The sequence below is a fragment of the Flavihumibacter rivuli genome (genome assembly GCF_018595685.2).
Lineage (GTDB): Bacteria > Bacteroidota > Bacteroidia > Chitinophagales > Chitinophagaceae > Flavihumibacter > Flavihumibacter rivuli.
This window is the reverse complement of record NZ_CP092334.1, coordinates 3,589,882-3,604,264: the sequence shown is the minus strand read 5'-3', so window position 1 is coordinate 3,604,264 and position 14,383 is coordinate 3,589,882. Positions and strand designations below refer to the sequence as shown.

Sequence of the window (14,383 nt, the reverse complement as noted above, 5' to 3'; positions counted from 1 at the left end):
TTCCCGGCGGGTGATGTTGGCGCATCACTCGCTTTTTATTTGGGACATTATGTACTGTTTGTAATCATGGCAATCGTTTTAGGCGGTTTTGGTTATCGTTTTGGTTTATCTGGAAATGATCACAAGATCCTTCTCTATTCTATAGTTAAAGTTTGCTGTAATATGTAATGCCCTGAGGGCCTGTTGCAGGTTTTCTGTCACAAAGATCCCGGAGAAACGCAACTGCCTGATCTCCTCATCCTCGAAGCGGAAGGTCACACCGTACCACCTTTCCATCTTACTGGCCAGTTCCTCGAATGATTCATCGCGGAAGATCAGTTTGTTCTCCATCCAGGCGGTTTCCACCACTGCATTCTCCAGGGAGTCGAAATGGATCTGGTCCACCACAATCTTGGGCACAGGGTTTTTATTGATGTTGATGGCGCGGGTTGCCGGCTGGGCGGATGGCACATCTTCCGAAGCCACTACGAGCTTTTCATTAGGCTTGAGGATGATCTTCTCTTTCGGGCGGTTATGGATACTTACCTCAATGCTACCCCTGATCAGGCTGGTTTCGGTGGTTTTGTCACCGGGATAGGACTTCACATTGAAGGCGGTACCCAAAACCCGGATATCAATATTGCGGGCGTGGATCAGGAATGGTTTTTCCTTGTTCTTCACCACATCGAAATAGGCTTCCCCGGTAAGGGTAACCTCCCTTAGGGTGGCGCCGAAATCCTTGCCATAGGTGAGCTTGGAGCCGGCATTCAGCCAAACCTGGGTGCCATCGGGCAGCGTGATCTTGGATTTGGAACCATTCCTGGTGGATACCTCACTGGGCAGTTCGGCAAGGGGTTCGCCGATCTTGGCAGCCTGTTTAAATTGGAAATAACCCCAGGTACCCAGTAGTCCGATAAATAGCAACCCAACCCAGGCCATCACAGGCCTGCGGTACCATGGACGGCCAGACCCGGTCCCAAATGCATCTTCCGCATAGCTTTCGCTTGCAGCCGTTGGAAAATCGAACCCCAACTCCTGCATCCGGGCAATATGGCGGTCGTAGGCAGCAGAGGAGTCTTCACTATTTTGGTGGTGGTGGAACCAGAGGTCGGTGACGGTTTGCGTAGGATAATGCCATTCAGGGTTGCGGCGAAGGATCTCGCGCAACTCCTCCAATTCAGGCACGGTGGCTTCGCCGGAAAGCTTCTTAGCCAATAATTCCCAAAGCCTGTTTTCTGTCATGCAATCAAGTTGTACCCTTAATAGACACAAGAATGCATCGACACCCCTAAAGAAGGTTAACATTTTTTTATTTTTTCCGGGAGGGACCTACAGAGAGGGTCTTGCTGGGGTCGAAGCGCACGGCTTCGCCGATCTTCCGCAGTGCGATGGTCATCTGGGCTTCCACCGTTTTCACCGAGATCTTGAGGATCTCGGCCACTTCGCGGTACTTGAGGTCGTCCTCCTTTACCAGCTTGAAGATGAGCTTGCAGCGGGCAGGCAGTTGCTGGATGGCTTCGGCGATCATTTTCTTCATCTCTGCGGTGATCATCAGCCGCTCGGGATCAATATGGATGGCGCTGGGCTCCACGGGCAACTCGCTGAGGTCCGTTATAGACACTTTGTTCTGGCGGGTAATATAATTGAGGGCCGCATTGCGGATGGAAGTATAGAGGTAAAGCTTGAGATTGCTGATATCTTCCAGCCTGGTACGCTTCTCCCATAGACTGATGAACACATCGGAGACGATCTCCTCAGCAGATTGCCGGTTACGGGTAAAGCCCATGGCAAATTGGAAAAGTGGCGTGTAGTAGGACTGGAACAGCTCTTTATAAGCCATTTGATCGTCGTGGCGGGCGATCCTTTCTTTCAGGAACTGTATCCGGGCAGGTGCAATCATTGAGCTGTAATAATCAGAGCTAATGCCATCACAAGTTAGGCATAATCAGGGTTTGGTTGAATATTTTTCTTCCGGCTGTTCAGAATGCGACAGCTTTTTATATTTTTGCGCTCCCGCCAATCCAATTGGCACGGGCCCTTAGCTCAGTTGGTTAGAGCATCTGACTCATAATCAGAGGGTCGCTGGTTCGAGCCCGGCAGGGCCCACAAAAAGGTCGCTTTCAGCGACCTTTTTTAATGTGGAAACCCGCCTACGCTAAAGCTTCGGCGGGCAAGGTGTGGAGATGCGACTTTACGCCAACCGAGGGGAAATGTGAGCATGTGAATATGTGGAAATGTGGAGATGTGACTTTACGCCAACCATAGGAGAGGGATATACGCCAACCAATAGAAGGTGGATTTACTGGGATGAAGGGTAGGAGGCGCCATTCCATTCTCCATAATCGTGGTTATCAGACGAGCATCCTAAATAAAGGAATAATCCCTTCCTATTCCAAGCACCCAATGGATCATCAATAAAAAAGGGATTGCCGAATGATATCGACAATCCCTGAAAGCAAAAGCCATCCTTCACACTCAATAATAGAACAGTGTCTTTTCCCGGAACAGGAATTCACCGGTACGGACATTTCTATAATCCTTCACCACGGAAACGGGATAGCCCTGCGCATCATAGGTAAAGTCAACATAGTACACTTCCTGTTCAGGATAAGAGCCGTTATATACTTTCTCCATGGAGGTGCGGTTATGGCGGGAGTTGTTGGCCAGGAACAGGTCAGGCAGGTTCAGGTGCGCATAAGGGTTGATGTTAAAATCATAACCATAGTTACCTGTCTCGGTACTACTGCCGCGAAGGGCTTCATCGCGAACGGCGTTACCGCCCTGGAACAATACCTTGTAGGACATGGCGGGTGCATTGTTGGAATAGGTCATCTGCAGGCTGGCCTCGTAATTCCCGGAAGTACCAGGCAGATCGGCCCTGCCGGTATAGCCAACGTTAACAATGGTTTCCACACCGTTGCTTGACGCCTCCATCCGGCGAACAAAGCCTTCATTATTGTACTCTACGGCAAGCCTGGAAGTCAGCTGGTTGTTGCGGTCGAATTGCTTAACGAAACTGGCTTTGCTGCCACTACCATACTCCAGCACCTTTTTGGCATCGAGGTACGCTACATTATTGGCATCCTTGCGCAGGTAATTGATATTGGTCAGTCGACCTGCCTGGTCATAACTGTATTCATTCTTGGCGACAGCAATATATTGCCTTCCATCCCAGCGTTGAACCACTTCATTCTTCAGTTTCCTTGCCTCTACAGCACCGCCCAATACATACACTGTACCTTCCAATAGGTTCTTGGGATCCAGCACGATCTTATCAGTCACCCCAAACCTGGTCACAGACAATTCATACTTTACCATGGAAGTGGCTAGCGTCAACTGGTTGCGACCGGGCATCAATTCACCGGTCTGGCCATCGGTCTGGTTATTGGGGTACCAGCCAATAAGGGAATACTTCACCGGAATGCTGTCATATACAATATCACCTACCTTGATCTTAGCATGTACGCTGATCTCTACATAGGGAGGCAGGGGTTCATTATTGAAACTACCGGCAGGATAACCGAAATCAGAGGCACGGTCGGATTTCTCCACTTTAGCAACCTGCAAGGGGTGGGTGGTTTCAGACTTCTTAGCAACGCCAAATACGAAAGGCAGTGGCGTTGACACCAGGGCCGCCTTGGGTGAATTGGCGATCGGCACCACAAAAAGCACCTTTCCGGTTTCGTCCACCACCAGGAAGCGGGTTACACTATAGTTACCTTCCTCGAGTTTCAGGGTATCGGTACGGTAACCATTTTCGGCCACCAGCGGCATCCTGCGGGCGTTCACCACCTCCCTGCCCTGGCCATCGGTCAGGCTGATCACAGCAGCGAGGTTGGTCAGGGATTGGGTTACACCAGGCAAGGCTGCCAGGGAAAAACGAATAACGCCCTTGGTGTCCTGTCCACCGGGCGTACCAGGACGGGGATCAACATTTGGCTCCTTATTGCAAGACATGGCTGCAATGATCAATAGGAGGAGGGGCAAAAACTTTAAAGCGAATAACTGTTTCATAAAAAAATTGATTTAGGATTGGTTTACATCATCAATACCCCCGTTGGAGAAAAAAGGGTTGGGTAGGAAAATGCGTGTTAACAATACTTTAGGAAATGGTCAGAAAAAAGAAGAACAGGAAAAGCCCGATCAAGGAAAGTTCAATTAGGAGAAGGGCCTGTTGAAGCAAACCGGGAGGAATCCCAAATCATTATTGATATAGAAAAAGCAGTTGCAGTTTTACCCCAGTTGTTTAAATAAGTCCAGACCTGACCCAGGTTACGCAATGACCTATTGCCTGAAGAAGTCTGCCCATTCAACCCAACACCGGTAAACCAATCAACCACCTGGAACACCAGGTGGACCAAAGTAATCCAGTCAGCGCCATTCATGCCCTCAATAAACCGAATACACCCTTTGCGCAGCGATCAAGGACCACCGATAATCAATTACTAAAAAACATGCGCAACCTCATCTTCCTATCCCTATGCATGATCGCCTTTACAGCATGCAACAAATCATCCGAACGCATCGACAGCAATGTATGTCCACCCGAACTCGCCGGGAAATGGATAAGGGGCGAATTTGACATGACTGGTTTTGACACCTATACAGGTGACACTATTGTAAATGCTGCTTATACAACCGGTGCCATGGAATTCTTCGACGATGGTACATTCAACAGTTACAGCGCATTCTTTCCCACCGATCCAAAAGAGGGATGCAATGCCCAGGTCTTCTCCCAATACTCCGGTAGCGCAGATCATAGCCAGTCTGGCAGGGCTGTCCTTACCTACACCTCAGGTAAGGTGAGAAAATTCTACCAGCAATGCCCAGGTAAAACCAATACCCAGATGACCCTTACGGCAAATGATGTCACCGGACCATTAACCATTTATTGGAATATCGAAACACAATCCGGCAAAACATTGCTGGCCATTCGCTACGAACAACCTACCAATCCCAAATTGTATTTCGAAAAGGCGGACTGGTAAATAGAAAGCATTGCGGCAATAGCAAATAATGATGTGCCCTCATCTTCACCCATCAGGGCCTCCTGCAGGGGCTACATTGTAGCCACATCTTCACCTCATCAGGGTCTCTCACAGGGGCTACCTTGTAGCCACGTCTTCACCTCATCAGGGTCTCCCGCAGGGGACCCTGATGAATGTAGGATGGAGATCAATCGGGGACTCTCGAAGAGAAGTCCTATGTGGTGATAATATGTAATAGCCTCCGTCGCCCCCGTTCTGTCTTATGACCAACGGTTAGTTGGAAGATGAGATAAGATGTTGGATGCATAAATTATTTCGCCTTTTATACATCGGGGTCCCCTTCGGGAGACCCCGCTGGGGGTATAAAATATTCATCAGGGTCCCTTTCAGGAGTTACCGTGTACCCACATCTATACCCCAGCAGGGTCTCCCGCAGGGGACCCTGATGAGACTAAAAGGTATATTAGCAATTCTATCGTACATTAGAAAAGCCTTCTGCAGATTTTTGGCATAAACAGAAATGGCCAATAATCTCCCACCCATTTGAACGAATAGATTGTAACCCTACTTTTTTCACTGACGAAAAGAAACCAACACAACGTGAGAAAAACCCTCCTGGTCATTTTCCTCTTTTGCAGCATCATCCGGGTGTTCGCACAAAATACCCCATCACTCAATACACCCTATTTCTGGCTAAGGGATGCCCGCAACAAGGTAGTTGCCAGGGATACGAGCGGGGCACTGCAATCAATAGACAATGCCCTGAATGCGGGCCTTTTTGACCTACAGGCCTTTACCAATAGCCAAACGCTGACAGGCGCATTTTCGAGCGAACAGCATGACCATATCAGGAATAGGATCCTTGCCAACAGATCAGCTATTGAAAAGCCTTCTGCCATTAAGGTCTACACCGAGGACATTGACAGGTTCTGGAATCTATTCCCTTCCATTAACCATCCCGATGCTGAAAAAATTTTCCTGGAAGAATATATTCTCAAGGGTAGTAAAGGCTTGCAAACCTTTTACCAGATCAGGATGAACAGCAGCCTGAAACAATTCATCGAAAAGATCAGGTCGATCCCCTCCTACTACACCAGTATCAGGAATGCGTCCACCCAGTTCAAAACCATGCTTCCCCAGTTCATGGCAGGAGCAGGCAAACTGGAAGAACTCTATCCCGCTTCCATCTTCCCTCCCATTTATTTCCTGATCGGGAACCTGAACAATGTAGGGACGGCAGATGGGTTCGCAGGTTTGCTGATCGGCACAGAACACCTTTGCAGGCATTCCGGGGTAGACAGTTCAGAATTAACCCCAATTGATAAAATGGTCTTATTTGACAGCTCAATTGCCGTACCACTCATCCTGCATGAATATGTTCACTTCCAGCAGAAAAACAAACCCGAAAAAACCCTGCTCGATCTTTGCATTATGGAAGGAGTGGCAGACTTTATCACCTACCTGATCACCGGCAGGTATACCAACCCTGAAGTTTACCAATACGGCTTTGCGAACGAAGCGGCAATATGGAAGAATTTTACTACTGAAATGACAGGCGAAAACACTGATAACTGGCTGTTCAACACGTATAACGCCCAAACCGGTTACCCTGGCAATCTTGGATATTTTGTTGGATTCAGGATCTGCGAAAGTTATTACCAGCAATCCGCCGATAAAAAGCAGGCGATCAGGGAACTCATGGAAATTCAGGACTTTAATAGCATACTCAGACTAAGTAAATATCCGGGTGGTAGAATTGCCCATTGAGCAATACTCACTCTTATAATATCTGTGAATCATTATAAACCTTCTATCCGACAGATGCCAAGCAGGGAAACCATTATCAAGAACTACATCTCCGCCTATAACCAATCGGATGTCACCGGAATGCTGACGGACCTGGCTGATGATATTGTATTCGAAAACATCCAGAATGGGGAAACCACCCTGCTGCAGAATGGCATTGAAGCCTTCAGGGCACAAGCAGAACAGGCCTTAGCTTATTTCACTGAACGCCGACAGACCATCACGGCGATCAGGCATGAGGGGGATAGAACTGAAATTGATATCAGCTACCATGCGGTATTGGCCATGGATTTTCCCAATGGCCTGCGTAAAGGGCAGGCCATCGAACTGTCCGGAAAATCCATTTTTGCATTCAAGGGGGATAAGGTCATCAGGTTGACAGATATCAGCTAGTTCCCGTCAAAGGGGCTTTGTCTACAACTCCACCAATTTCACCCCGGCAACATAGGCATGGCCCCCGGCAAAGAGGCGCCTGATCTTGCCATCAGCCAGGTCCAGGTGGACGCGGATCAGGCTGGGTGAAGCAGGCTGCATGTAACGCCCTTGCTCTATGAGTATCTCCTCCTGTTCGGTTATTCCTAACCGGTACAACATCCCCGCCAATGGCCCTGCCGCCATGCCGGTGGCTGATTCTTCCTCAATACCATAATAGGGAGCAAACATCCGGGTTGTTGCCTGTAACGAACCATCAAAGGTTGGCGTATACACATAGTAGCCAATAAGGCCGGCTTTTGAAGACACCGAAGCGATCACGTCATAGTCGGGCCTGAGCCCGGCCAGGACTTTACTATCCTTTACCGGCACGATCAAAAAGGAATTGCCGGTATTCACGATCATGGGCAACTGACCGGGGATGAGGTCTGCTTCGGTGATACCTAATGATTGCAGGATAAGATCCATTGGTATTTCCAACGGAAGGAATTCAGGAGCTTTCTGCTCCATGTAGGCATTACCATCTTTGAAAAAGATGGACCTGTTGCCATCGATTGTTTCCTTCGAAGAAAGATCATTCAATATCCTGCCTGCTTGTTTTAAATAAGTGAAAGTGGCAATGGTGGCATGGCCACAATGCGCAATCTGCCGGGTCGGAGTGAAGAAGTCCAGTTTGACATCGGCCTGGCGGGATGCGGAAACAAAAGCGGTCTCCGACAGCCCAACCCTGGCTGCCACCTGCTGCTTCTGTTCTCTGGATAAATTGTCGGCATCTACTACCACACCTGCAGGGTTACCGCCTGAATGCCCTATACTAAAGGCTTTGATGATCTTTACTTCAACTTTCATGACTGACTGTTTAATTGTAATTTTATAAAAGTAGTAACCCCTTTTGTTACCATCCTTACCACCCGGCACTTAGGGGTTACTCATAATTTTAGGAGTATGGCAGAAAGAAAAATCAACTCCAGCAATTCCCTGAATGAGTCCTGGCTGGAGGAAAGATGTGTGCTCAACAAAGTGCTGAAACTTACAGGTAAACGCTGGGTGCCGGAAATCCTTTTGCTGGTGGAAAATGGACAAAACCGTTTCTCTTCCCTAAAGGACAACCTGCCAGGCATTTCCGATAATGTGCTATCGACCAGCCTGACCGAACTAACGAGCCAGGGGCTTATCCATAAAGAGATCTTTGCAGAAGTTCCGTTAAGGGTGGAGTACGAGTTGACAGATAGTGGGAAGGAATTGGCCCGGCACTTGCACGCACTTTGTCAATGGGGTAAATTACATATCGAATCCTGACAGGATGAGCAGGCTCCTTATAATCCGAACCTGTATTGCAATCCCGCCAATACTTGTGTCCGGGTTCCCAGGAAGCCCACTTCTGCACGGAACATCCAGCTTTTATTGATCTGGTATTGGGCACCGGTAATAAAATTCCAGGGATTCTTGGGGCGCTTATCCATGCTATATTGTACAGAAGAGCCTACCACGTTATTGATGGCATTATCGATTCCATAAAGCAGTTCCCCTGCCCTGCCCAATAAATCATTAGCCCGCTCGTATTTGGCCTGGTTGATGGGATTGGATTGTTCAGCCTGGCTGAGTCCAGACCACCAGGCATCCACCTGCTGCTGCGCATCTGCTACCCTTTGGAAGCCTTCGTCCACTTTCTGGCCCAATTCATCAACCGGCAATACATCTGACAGGTTTACAGAGCCATTGGTACCAGAACTCAGGGCCACCCGGAAGGCGCCTACCCACACGGCCACAGACTGGTCTGGCTTCTTCAGTTTAAAGTTCTTTCCAAAACGGGGTCCAAACACAAAGGTGAAAGCCGGTTTATCGAGTTGCGGAACATCAGTCCAGGCAAAATTCATGTCAAGGGCCAGGAACCCGCCACCAATTCCTATAGTTGGCGTAATACCTAAACCCACCGTCGTTGCATTAAAATCAACCTTTGACCCGGCCGATACTATTTGTTGGTCCGTATTGCTGGAATCTGGTATCCAAACCCCAAAACCTACTTCCGTGGAAGCCCTGGTCCGACCAAGGATACCATAGACATTCAGGAAGGGGAACAGCCAGATATCGGGACGGACCGTAATGGCACTGGCGGTCGCAACTGCTTTATCAAAACGCACCAATTCATCCATGTTGCGCATCGGCCCATTGTTGAAGCCGACCATCAGGTTATCGATGATCAGGTCTGACTGCTGCCAGAAGCCCATGGTGCTTACCCCTGCAGACAAGGGAAGGTTATAGCCGGCACTGGTAGCCTTCTGCCCCCAGATCGGCAAGGTATAAGGATAGTCAGCTTTCTTCAGGCTATCGATCAACTCAACATTCTTCTTTCCCACTTCCTTATTGGTAAAAACCTGCCCCTTTACCTTAGCGGCAATTAAAAAAATGGCCATCGATAAGCACAAAAATGATCGCATAAACAGGGATTAATGAATTGACCTGGTATGAAGGTAGAACGATTCAACCCGGGGAAGAAGATTTAACGGTTAATGCAATCCAGCCAAAACTGATTTCCGGAAAGTCAAAAGGCAACCATCAAAGGCTTCCTGACGGATCGTGAATTCAGGATGTTCACTTTTAACCAGGCCTTATCTTTACTTATCAACCCTTCTACCCCTAAGTACGATGAAAAAACTACTGATTGCCTTGCTTTTCCTACTGGCTATTGTTGCCGGTGCTTATGTATTCATCCGGTTCAAGACCGCACCCGACTATAGCGGCAGCAGGACGCTTCCCGGACTACAAGCCAATGTTGACGTGCATTACGACAATTATGGCGTTCCGCATATCTATGCTTCCAATGCGGAAGACGCGTATGCGGCCCTGGGTTACGTCCATGCGCAGGACCGCCTCTTCCAGATGGAAATGATGCGCCGTGTGGGCACCGGCACCCTGGCCGAATTCCTCGGGCCCGATCTGGTGAAGGCCGATAAATTCTTCCGCACCCTGGGAATACCCAAACATGCTGCCATGAGTGCGGAGACCTTCCTGAAGGCCGACAGCAGCGGGCAGGTACCTGAATGGAAGAAGGCAGTGCTGTCCTATATCCGTGGGGTCAACCAGTTCATCAGGGAAGACCACCTGCCTGTTGAATATATGCTGCTGGGTTCAAAGCCAAGGGAATTCTCCTTATACGATATGCATGCCATTCTGGGATATATGAGCTTTACCTTCGCCATGACCCTCAAGACCGATCCGCTCGTGACCAAGATCGCACGCGAATTGGGACCGGACTATTTGAAGGTGCTATCCGTAAATACCCTTCCTGAACACAAGAAGATACCCGTTCACTATCCGCAGCGTGATAACCAGGGCAATATCCTTAGTCCTGCAGCCAGCACCGACTCTACCGTTTCGGCCATGCTCAGCAAATTGCCAGTACCCCAGATCATGGGCAGCAATGCATGGGTGGTAGCCCCCAGCCGTACCGCATCGGGCAAGGTATTGTTCTGCAACGATACCCATATCGGTTTCGCCCAGCCATCGGTTTGGTTTGAAGCCCACCTCGAATATCCCGGCTACAGCTTCTATGGTAACCACCTGGCCGGTATCCCCTTCGGATTGCTGGGGCATACCCGGGACCATGCCTATGGACTGACCATGTTCCTGAACGACGATATGGACCTCTATGAAGAAAGCTTCGATCCCGCCAACCCCAACCAGACGATCAGCGGGGAAAAGCGCTTGCCTGTCACCGTTAGAATTGATACCATAAAGGTAAAAGGCGCTGAACCCATCTATTATACTATTAAGGAAACCCATCATGGCGGCATCATGAACGATGTGATGCCGGAATTGGCCAGTGTCACTAAAAAGCCAGTGGCCGTTTGGTGGGTCTACCTGAAAGAGCCTTCCAGGGCTTTGGAAGCCACCTATACACTCAGCCATGCCCGCTCCATGCAGGAAGCAGAGCAAGGCGCAAGGCTTATCCATGCACCCGGACTGAACGTGATGTATGGCGACAGCAAGGGCAATATCGCCTGGTGGGCATCGGCCAGGTTACCGATCCGTCCCGGGCATGTGAACCCCAAGCTCATCCTCGATGGCGCTTCCGGTAAGGATGAACCCCTTGGCTGGTATCCTTTTGAGGAGAACCCCATGAGCATCAATCCGCCTTCAGGATTTGTGGCCTCCGCCAATAACCAGCCGGATACCATGCACAAAAAGGTATTCTTCCCGGGATATTATTACCCGGGCGACCGCTACGACCGCATAGCGCTCACCCTGGCCGCCAGGAAGGACTGGAACCAGGAAAACATCAAAGCGCTGCAACTGGAATCGATCAATACCAACCATCCCAAAAATGCACAGGTATTATTGGCGGCCATCGATCCGGCAAAATTCAGGGAAGACCAGGCCATCCTTGATGCACTGAAGAACTGGAAAGGAACCCATCAACTCGATGATATTGCGCCAACCCTCTATTACAAGTGGAGCTACCATGTATTGAAGGGCATGATGGAGGACGAACTGGGAGAAGCCTATTTCAATACATTCCTGGAAACATTCATGAAGATCAGGAGCCTTTCCTTACTGTTACGCACAACCGATTCGAAATGGTGGGATAAGAAGGGAACCCCTGAAGTGGAAACCAACAAGCAGGTTGTGGAAGAAGCATTGGCCATCTCGCTGAAAGAACTAAAGGAACAATTGGGGAAAGACAGCAAGGATTGGCAATGGCGTAAGGCCGTGGTGTCGGTTCACCCCCATCCATTAGGCGCGAAGAAACCGCTGGATAAAATTTTCAACGTGCGTACCACACCCGTGGAAGCCAATGGGGAGGCAGTCAACAAGCTGGCCTTCAAATTGAACGGGGAAGGCAAATACACCGTGACCAGCGGGCCCGCATTGCGCTGCATCATCGATTTTGCGGATGTTGACGCTTCGGAAAGCATCCTTCCGACCGGCCAGAGCGGCAATCTGTTCAGCCCCCATTATGCCGACCAGGCAGAAATGTATGCGAAAGGGCAGTACCGTCCACAGCTGATGAATAAGGAAACCATCCTGAATTCAGCCGCATCAAGCATCAGTTTCAAACCAACCAAACCATAATTCAATTACATACTTCAGTCCATGCGAACATCCCTATCCATCATTTTAGCCAGCCTGCTACTGGTATCCTGCAATTCCGAAAACCCCAAAACACCCAATGGGAAAAGTAGCGAATCAGGGAAAGAAATCTCGCCGCTCATCGGCACCTGGAAGCTGCTCAAAGGCACGACCATCAAAGGCAAAGACACCACAGTAACCGACTATACCATTGGGCAGGAAATGATCAAGATCATTACGCCAACCCACTTCTCTTTTTTAAGGCATGACCTGAACAAGGGAAAAGATTCCTCAGCGGTGTATATGGCAGGAGGGGGAAGGGTGAAGATAGAGGGGAACAAATACACGGAATACCTGGATTTCTTTAGTGTCAGGGAATGGGAAGGCAATTCCTTCGAACAGGAATTCTCCATAAATGGCGACACGCTGGTCACGAAGGGAATAGAGAAAGTGGAAGCAGCAGGAGTTGACCATATCAATTTGGAAACACTAGTGCGGGTGAAGGCCAACTGATCAATGCTAAAGAGCCAATGCAAATATGGATAAGGTTTCCCTGGTGGAAGGTGGCGGAAATTGACGTAAATTAACCAGTACTATCCTCTACTAAACTTTATCACCATGGAAAAAGCCGACTTCACTATCACCATCCTACTGGATCCAAATGGCTATGAAGGAAATATTGCTGTCAATTCCAACAGTACGTCAGATATGTGTTACTATCCTTCCCCAACCCGGATCACTGTAAAGACGGGGGAGAACTACCTGAATACCGGGGCAAGTATTGGTTTCAAGGACGGTCCAGCAACCTCGTACATATATTTCACCATTGGGGAAGATGGCTTGATCCAAGACTTGTCTAATTCTGGTGCCGCTGCCGTAAACGGAAACAGGGACACCATCATCCTTAAGACCGATACCCTTTCCATTCAACCAGATGGTAAAGATGTATCCTACTATATCACCGCAATGAAAGGCCAGCTCCTGACAGGCAGGAAAGATATCAGGCTGGTTAAGTCACAAATTTATACGATCGATTCGGGCTCACACCTGGAATACCAGTGTTTTACCGGGAGGTCCTCCTTCCTGGTAACCATGCATGAGGATGGCGCCATCACTACCAATAACCGGATCGCCTCCGCTGGCGGACAGGGCAAACTGCTGTTAAAGTCGACAGCAGTTGAGATTGACCCTGACGAACTCAATGATGGCCAAGCCGTTCTGCTGCCTGATAATACCATCATCGCTAAAAAATCAAAGCATAGATTCATCAGGGGACTTTTAACCGTCCTCCTTTCAGCCACCAACCATGATAAACTATTGACTGAATTCATTCCTTTATAACATGGCAACCTGATTCATCATTGTTAACCTTTTTTCCTACAGTATCTATTCAGTGATGCAAGCAAACCCAACATTGGAAGTAAACGTGGAAGGCAAACTTTTCAGGATGAACCCTGTTCCATCAGGAAGTTTCGAAATGGGCGGCATCGAGTCTGAAGAACCCCATCGCAACAGAAAGCAGCGATATGACAGGCACCGTCATACCGTTCACCTTACCCAAGACTTCTACCTGGGGGAAACAGTAGTCACCCAGGAATTATGGGAAGCCGTCATGGGGTCCAATCCCTCCCATTTCAGGGGGCCCAAGCGGCCGGTGGAAATGGTCAGTTGGGATGACACTTCCCTTTTCATCCAGAAACTTAACCAACAAACCGGGCTGCCATTCCGGTTGCCAACAGAAGCGGAATGGGAATATGCCTGCAAGGCTGGGGATAATACACCCAACAGCAAACAGCCAGGTAGCATTGCCTGGTATGCCGACAACAGTGAAGGCAGGACACATGAAGTAATGACGAAAGAACCCAACATGTTTGGACTCTGGGACCTGTTGGGAAATGTTTACCAATGGTGCCAGGATTATTATGACAGCTATCCTTCCAGTGAACAGGTTGATCCCATCGGACCGGTTACAGGCCAGCAACGGGTGTACAGGGGCGCCTCATGGGCGACACAGGGTTTATGGGTCAATGCCAGTTTCAGGATGAAAAACAAGCCCGATTACCGGAGCAATACCATTGGCTTCAGGCTGGCACTTTCGCGGATATAAT

Annotated in this window: 13 protein-coding genes and 1 tRNA gene; 9 read left to right on the top strand and 5 right to left on the bottom strand. The window is 49.1% G+C overall.

Translation table 11 applies throughout. From position 1 onward, the window contains the following. Positions 1-105: 105 nt before the first annotated feature. Both KJS94_RS15315 and KJS94_RS15310 read right to left on the bottom strand, forming a co-directional pair. Entirely contained in the window at positions 106-1,221 is a 1,116-nt protein-coding gene (locus KJS94_RS15315; RefSeq protein ID WP_214448558.1) for a FecR family protein, read from the bottom strand. Positions 1,222-1,288: 67 nt separating this feature from the next. After that, positions 1,289-1,879, bottom strand: coding sequence for an RNA polymerase sigma-70 factor (locus KJS94_RS15310; RefSeq protein ID WP_214448559.1), 591 nt, complete (start codon positions 1,877-1,879; stop codon positions 1,289-1,291). A 132-nt stretch (positions 1,880-2,011) separates the two neighbouring features. Between KJS94_RS15310 and KJS94_RS15305 the strand changes: the two genes are divergently transcribed. Next, positions 2,012-2,085: transfer RNA gene (locus KJS94_RS15305), tRNA-Ile, on the top strand. A gap of 369 nt (positions 2,086-2,454) precedes the next feature. Here the strand turns inward: KJS94_RS15305 and KJS94_RS15300 are convergent. Further along, complete coding sequence (locus KJS94_RS15300) at positions 2,455-3,993, bottom strand: hypothetical protein (RefSeq protein ID WP_214448560.1); 1,539 nt, start codon at positions 3,991-3,993, stop codon at positions 2,455-2,457. Between the two features lie 440 nt (positions 3,994-4,433). On the opposite strand from KJS94_RS15300, the gene KJS94_RS15295 reads away from it, so the two are divergent. From KJS94_RS15295 to KJS94_RS15285, 3 genes are all read left to right on the top strand, one after another. Next, positions 4,434-4,967: a hypothetical protein gene (locus KJS94_RS15295; RefSeq protein WP_214448561.1), complete on the top strand. Its 534-nt coding sequence runs from the start codon at positions 4,434-4,436 to the stop codon at positions 4,965-4,967. 600 nt (positions 4,968-5,567) lie between these two features. Continuing rightward, positions 5,568-6,734, top strand: a complete 1,167-nt coding sequence (locus KJS94_RS15290) for a gliding motility protein GldB-related protein (RefSeq protein ID WP_214448562.1) — start codon at positions 5,568-5,570, stop codon at positions 6,732-6,734. 54 nt (positions 6,735-6,788) lie between these two features. Continuing rightward, positions 6,789-7,166, top strand: a complete 378-nt coding sequence (locus KJS94_RS15285) for a nuclear transport factor 2 family protein (protein ID WP_214448563.1) — start codon at positions 6,789-6,791, stop codon at positions 7,164-7,166. Between the two features lie 21 nt (positions 7,167-7,187). On the opposite strand, the gene KJS94_RS15280 is transcribed toward KJS94_RS15285, so the two are convergent. Beyond that, positions 7,188-8,054, bottom strand: a complete 867-nt coding sequence (locus tag KJS94_RS15280) for a PhzF family phenazine biosynthesis protein (RefSeq protein ID WP_214448564.1) — start codon at positions 8,052-8,054, stop codon at positions 7,188-7,190. A 96-nt stretch (positions 8,055-8,150) separates the two neighbouring features. On the opposite strand from KJS94_RS15280, the gene KJS94_RS15275 reads away from it, so the two are divergent. Beyond that, positions 8,151-8,504: a winged helix-turn-helix transcriptional regulator gene (locus tag KJS94_RS15275; RefSeq protein WP_214448565.1), complete on the top strand. Its 354-nt coding sequence runs from the start codon at positions 8,151-8,153 to the stop codon at positions 8,502-8,504. Between the two features lie 17 nt (positions 8,505-8,521). Here the strand turns inward: KJS94_RS15275 and KJS94_RS15270 are convergent, their stop codons facing one another. Further along, positions 8,522-9,643, bottom strand: coding sequence for a hypothetical protein (locus KJS94_RS15270; protein ID WP_214448566.1), 1,122 nt, complete (start codon positions 9,641-9,643; stop codon positions 8,522-8,524). A 208-nt stretch (positions 9,644-9,851) separates the two neighbouring features. Here KJS94_RS15270 and KJS94_RS15265 point away from each other — a divergent pair, with 208 nt between their 5' ends. The 4 genes from KJS94_RS15265 to KJS94_RS15250 all read left to right on the top strand — a co-directional run bounded on the left by KJS94_RS15265 (position 9,852) and on the right by KJS94_RS15250 (position 14,382). Then, positions 9,852-12,278 carry a penicillin acylase family protein gene (locus KJS94_RS15265; protein ID WP_214448567.1) on the top strand — a complete coding sequence of 809 codons (2,427 nt, stop codon included), beginning with the start codon at positions 9,852-9,854 and terminating at the stop codon, positions 12,276-12,278. A gap of 21 nt (positions 12,279-12,299) precedes the next feature. Beyond that, the gene (locus KJS94_RS15260; protein WP_214448568.1) at positions 12,300-12,788 is read left to right on the top strand and encodes a hypothetical protein; all 489 of its coding nucleotides are present in this window, start codon (positions 12,300-12,302) and stop codon (positions 12,786-12,788) included. Positions 12,789-12,893: 105 nt separating this feature from the next. After that, positions 12,894-13,616 (top strand): hypothetical protein, encoded by a 723-nt coding sequence (locus KJS94_RS15255; RefSeq protein WP_214448569.1) that lies wholly within the window; start codon positions 12,894-12,896, stop codon positions 13,614-13,616. Between the two features lie 55 nt (positions 13,617-13,671). Continuing rightward, positions 13,672-14,382 carry a formylglycine-generating enzyme family protein gene (locus tag KJS94_RS15250; protein WP_214448570.1) on the top strand — a complete coding sequence of 237 codons (711 nt, stop codon included), beginning with the start codon at positions 13,672-13,674 and terminating at the stop codon, positions 14,380-14,382. Position 14,383 lies beyond the last annotated feature (1 nt).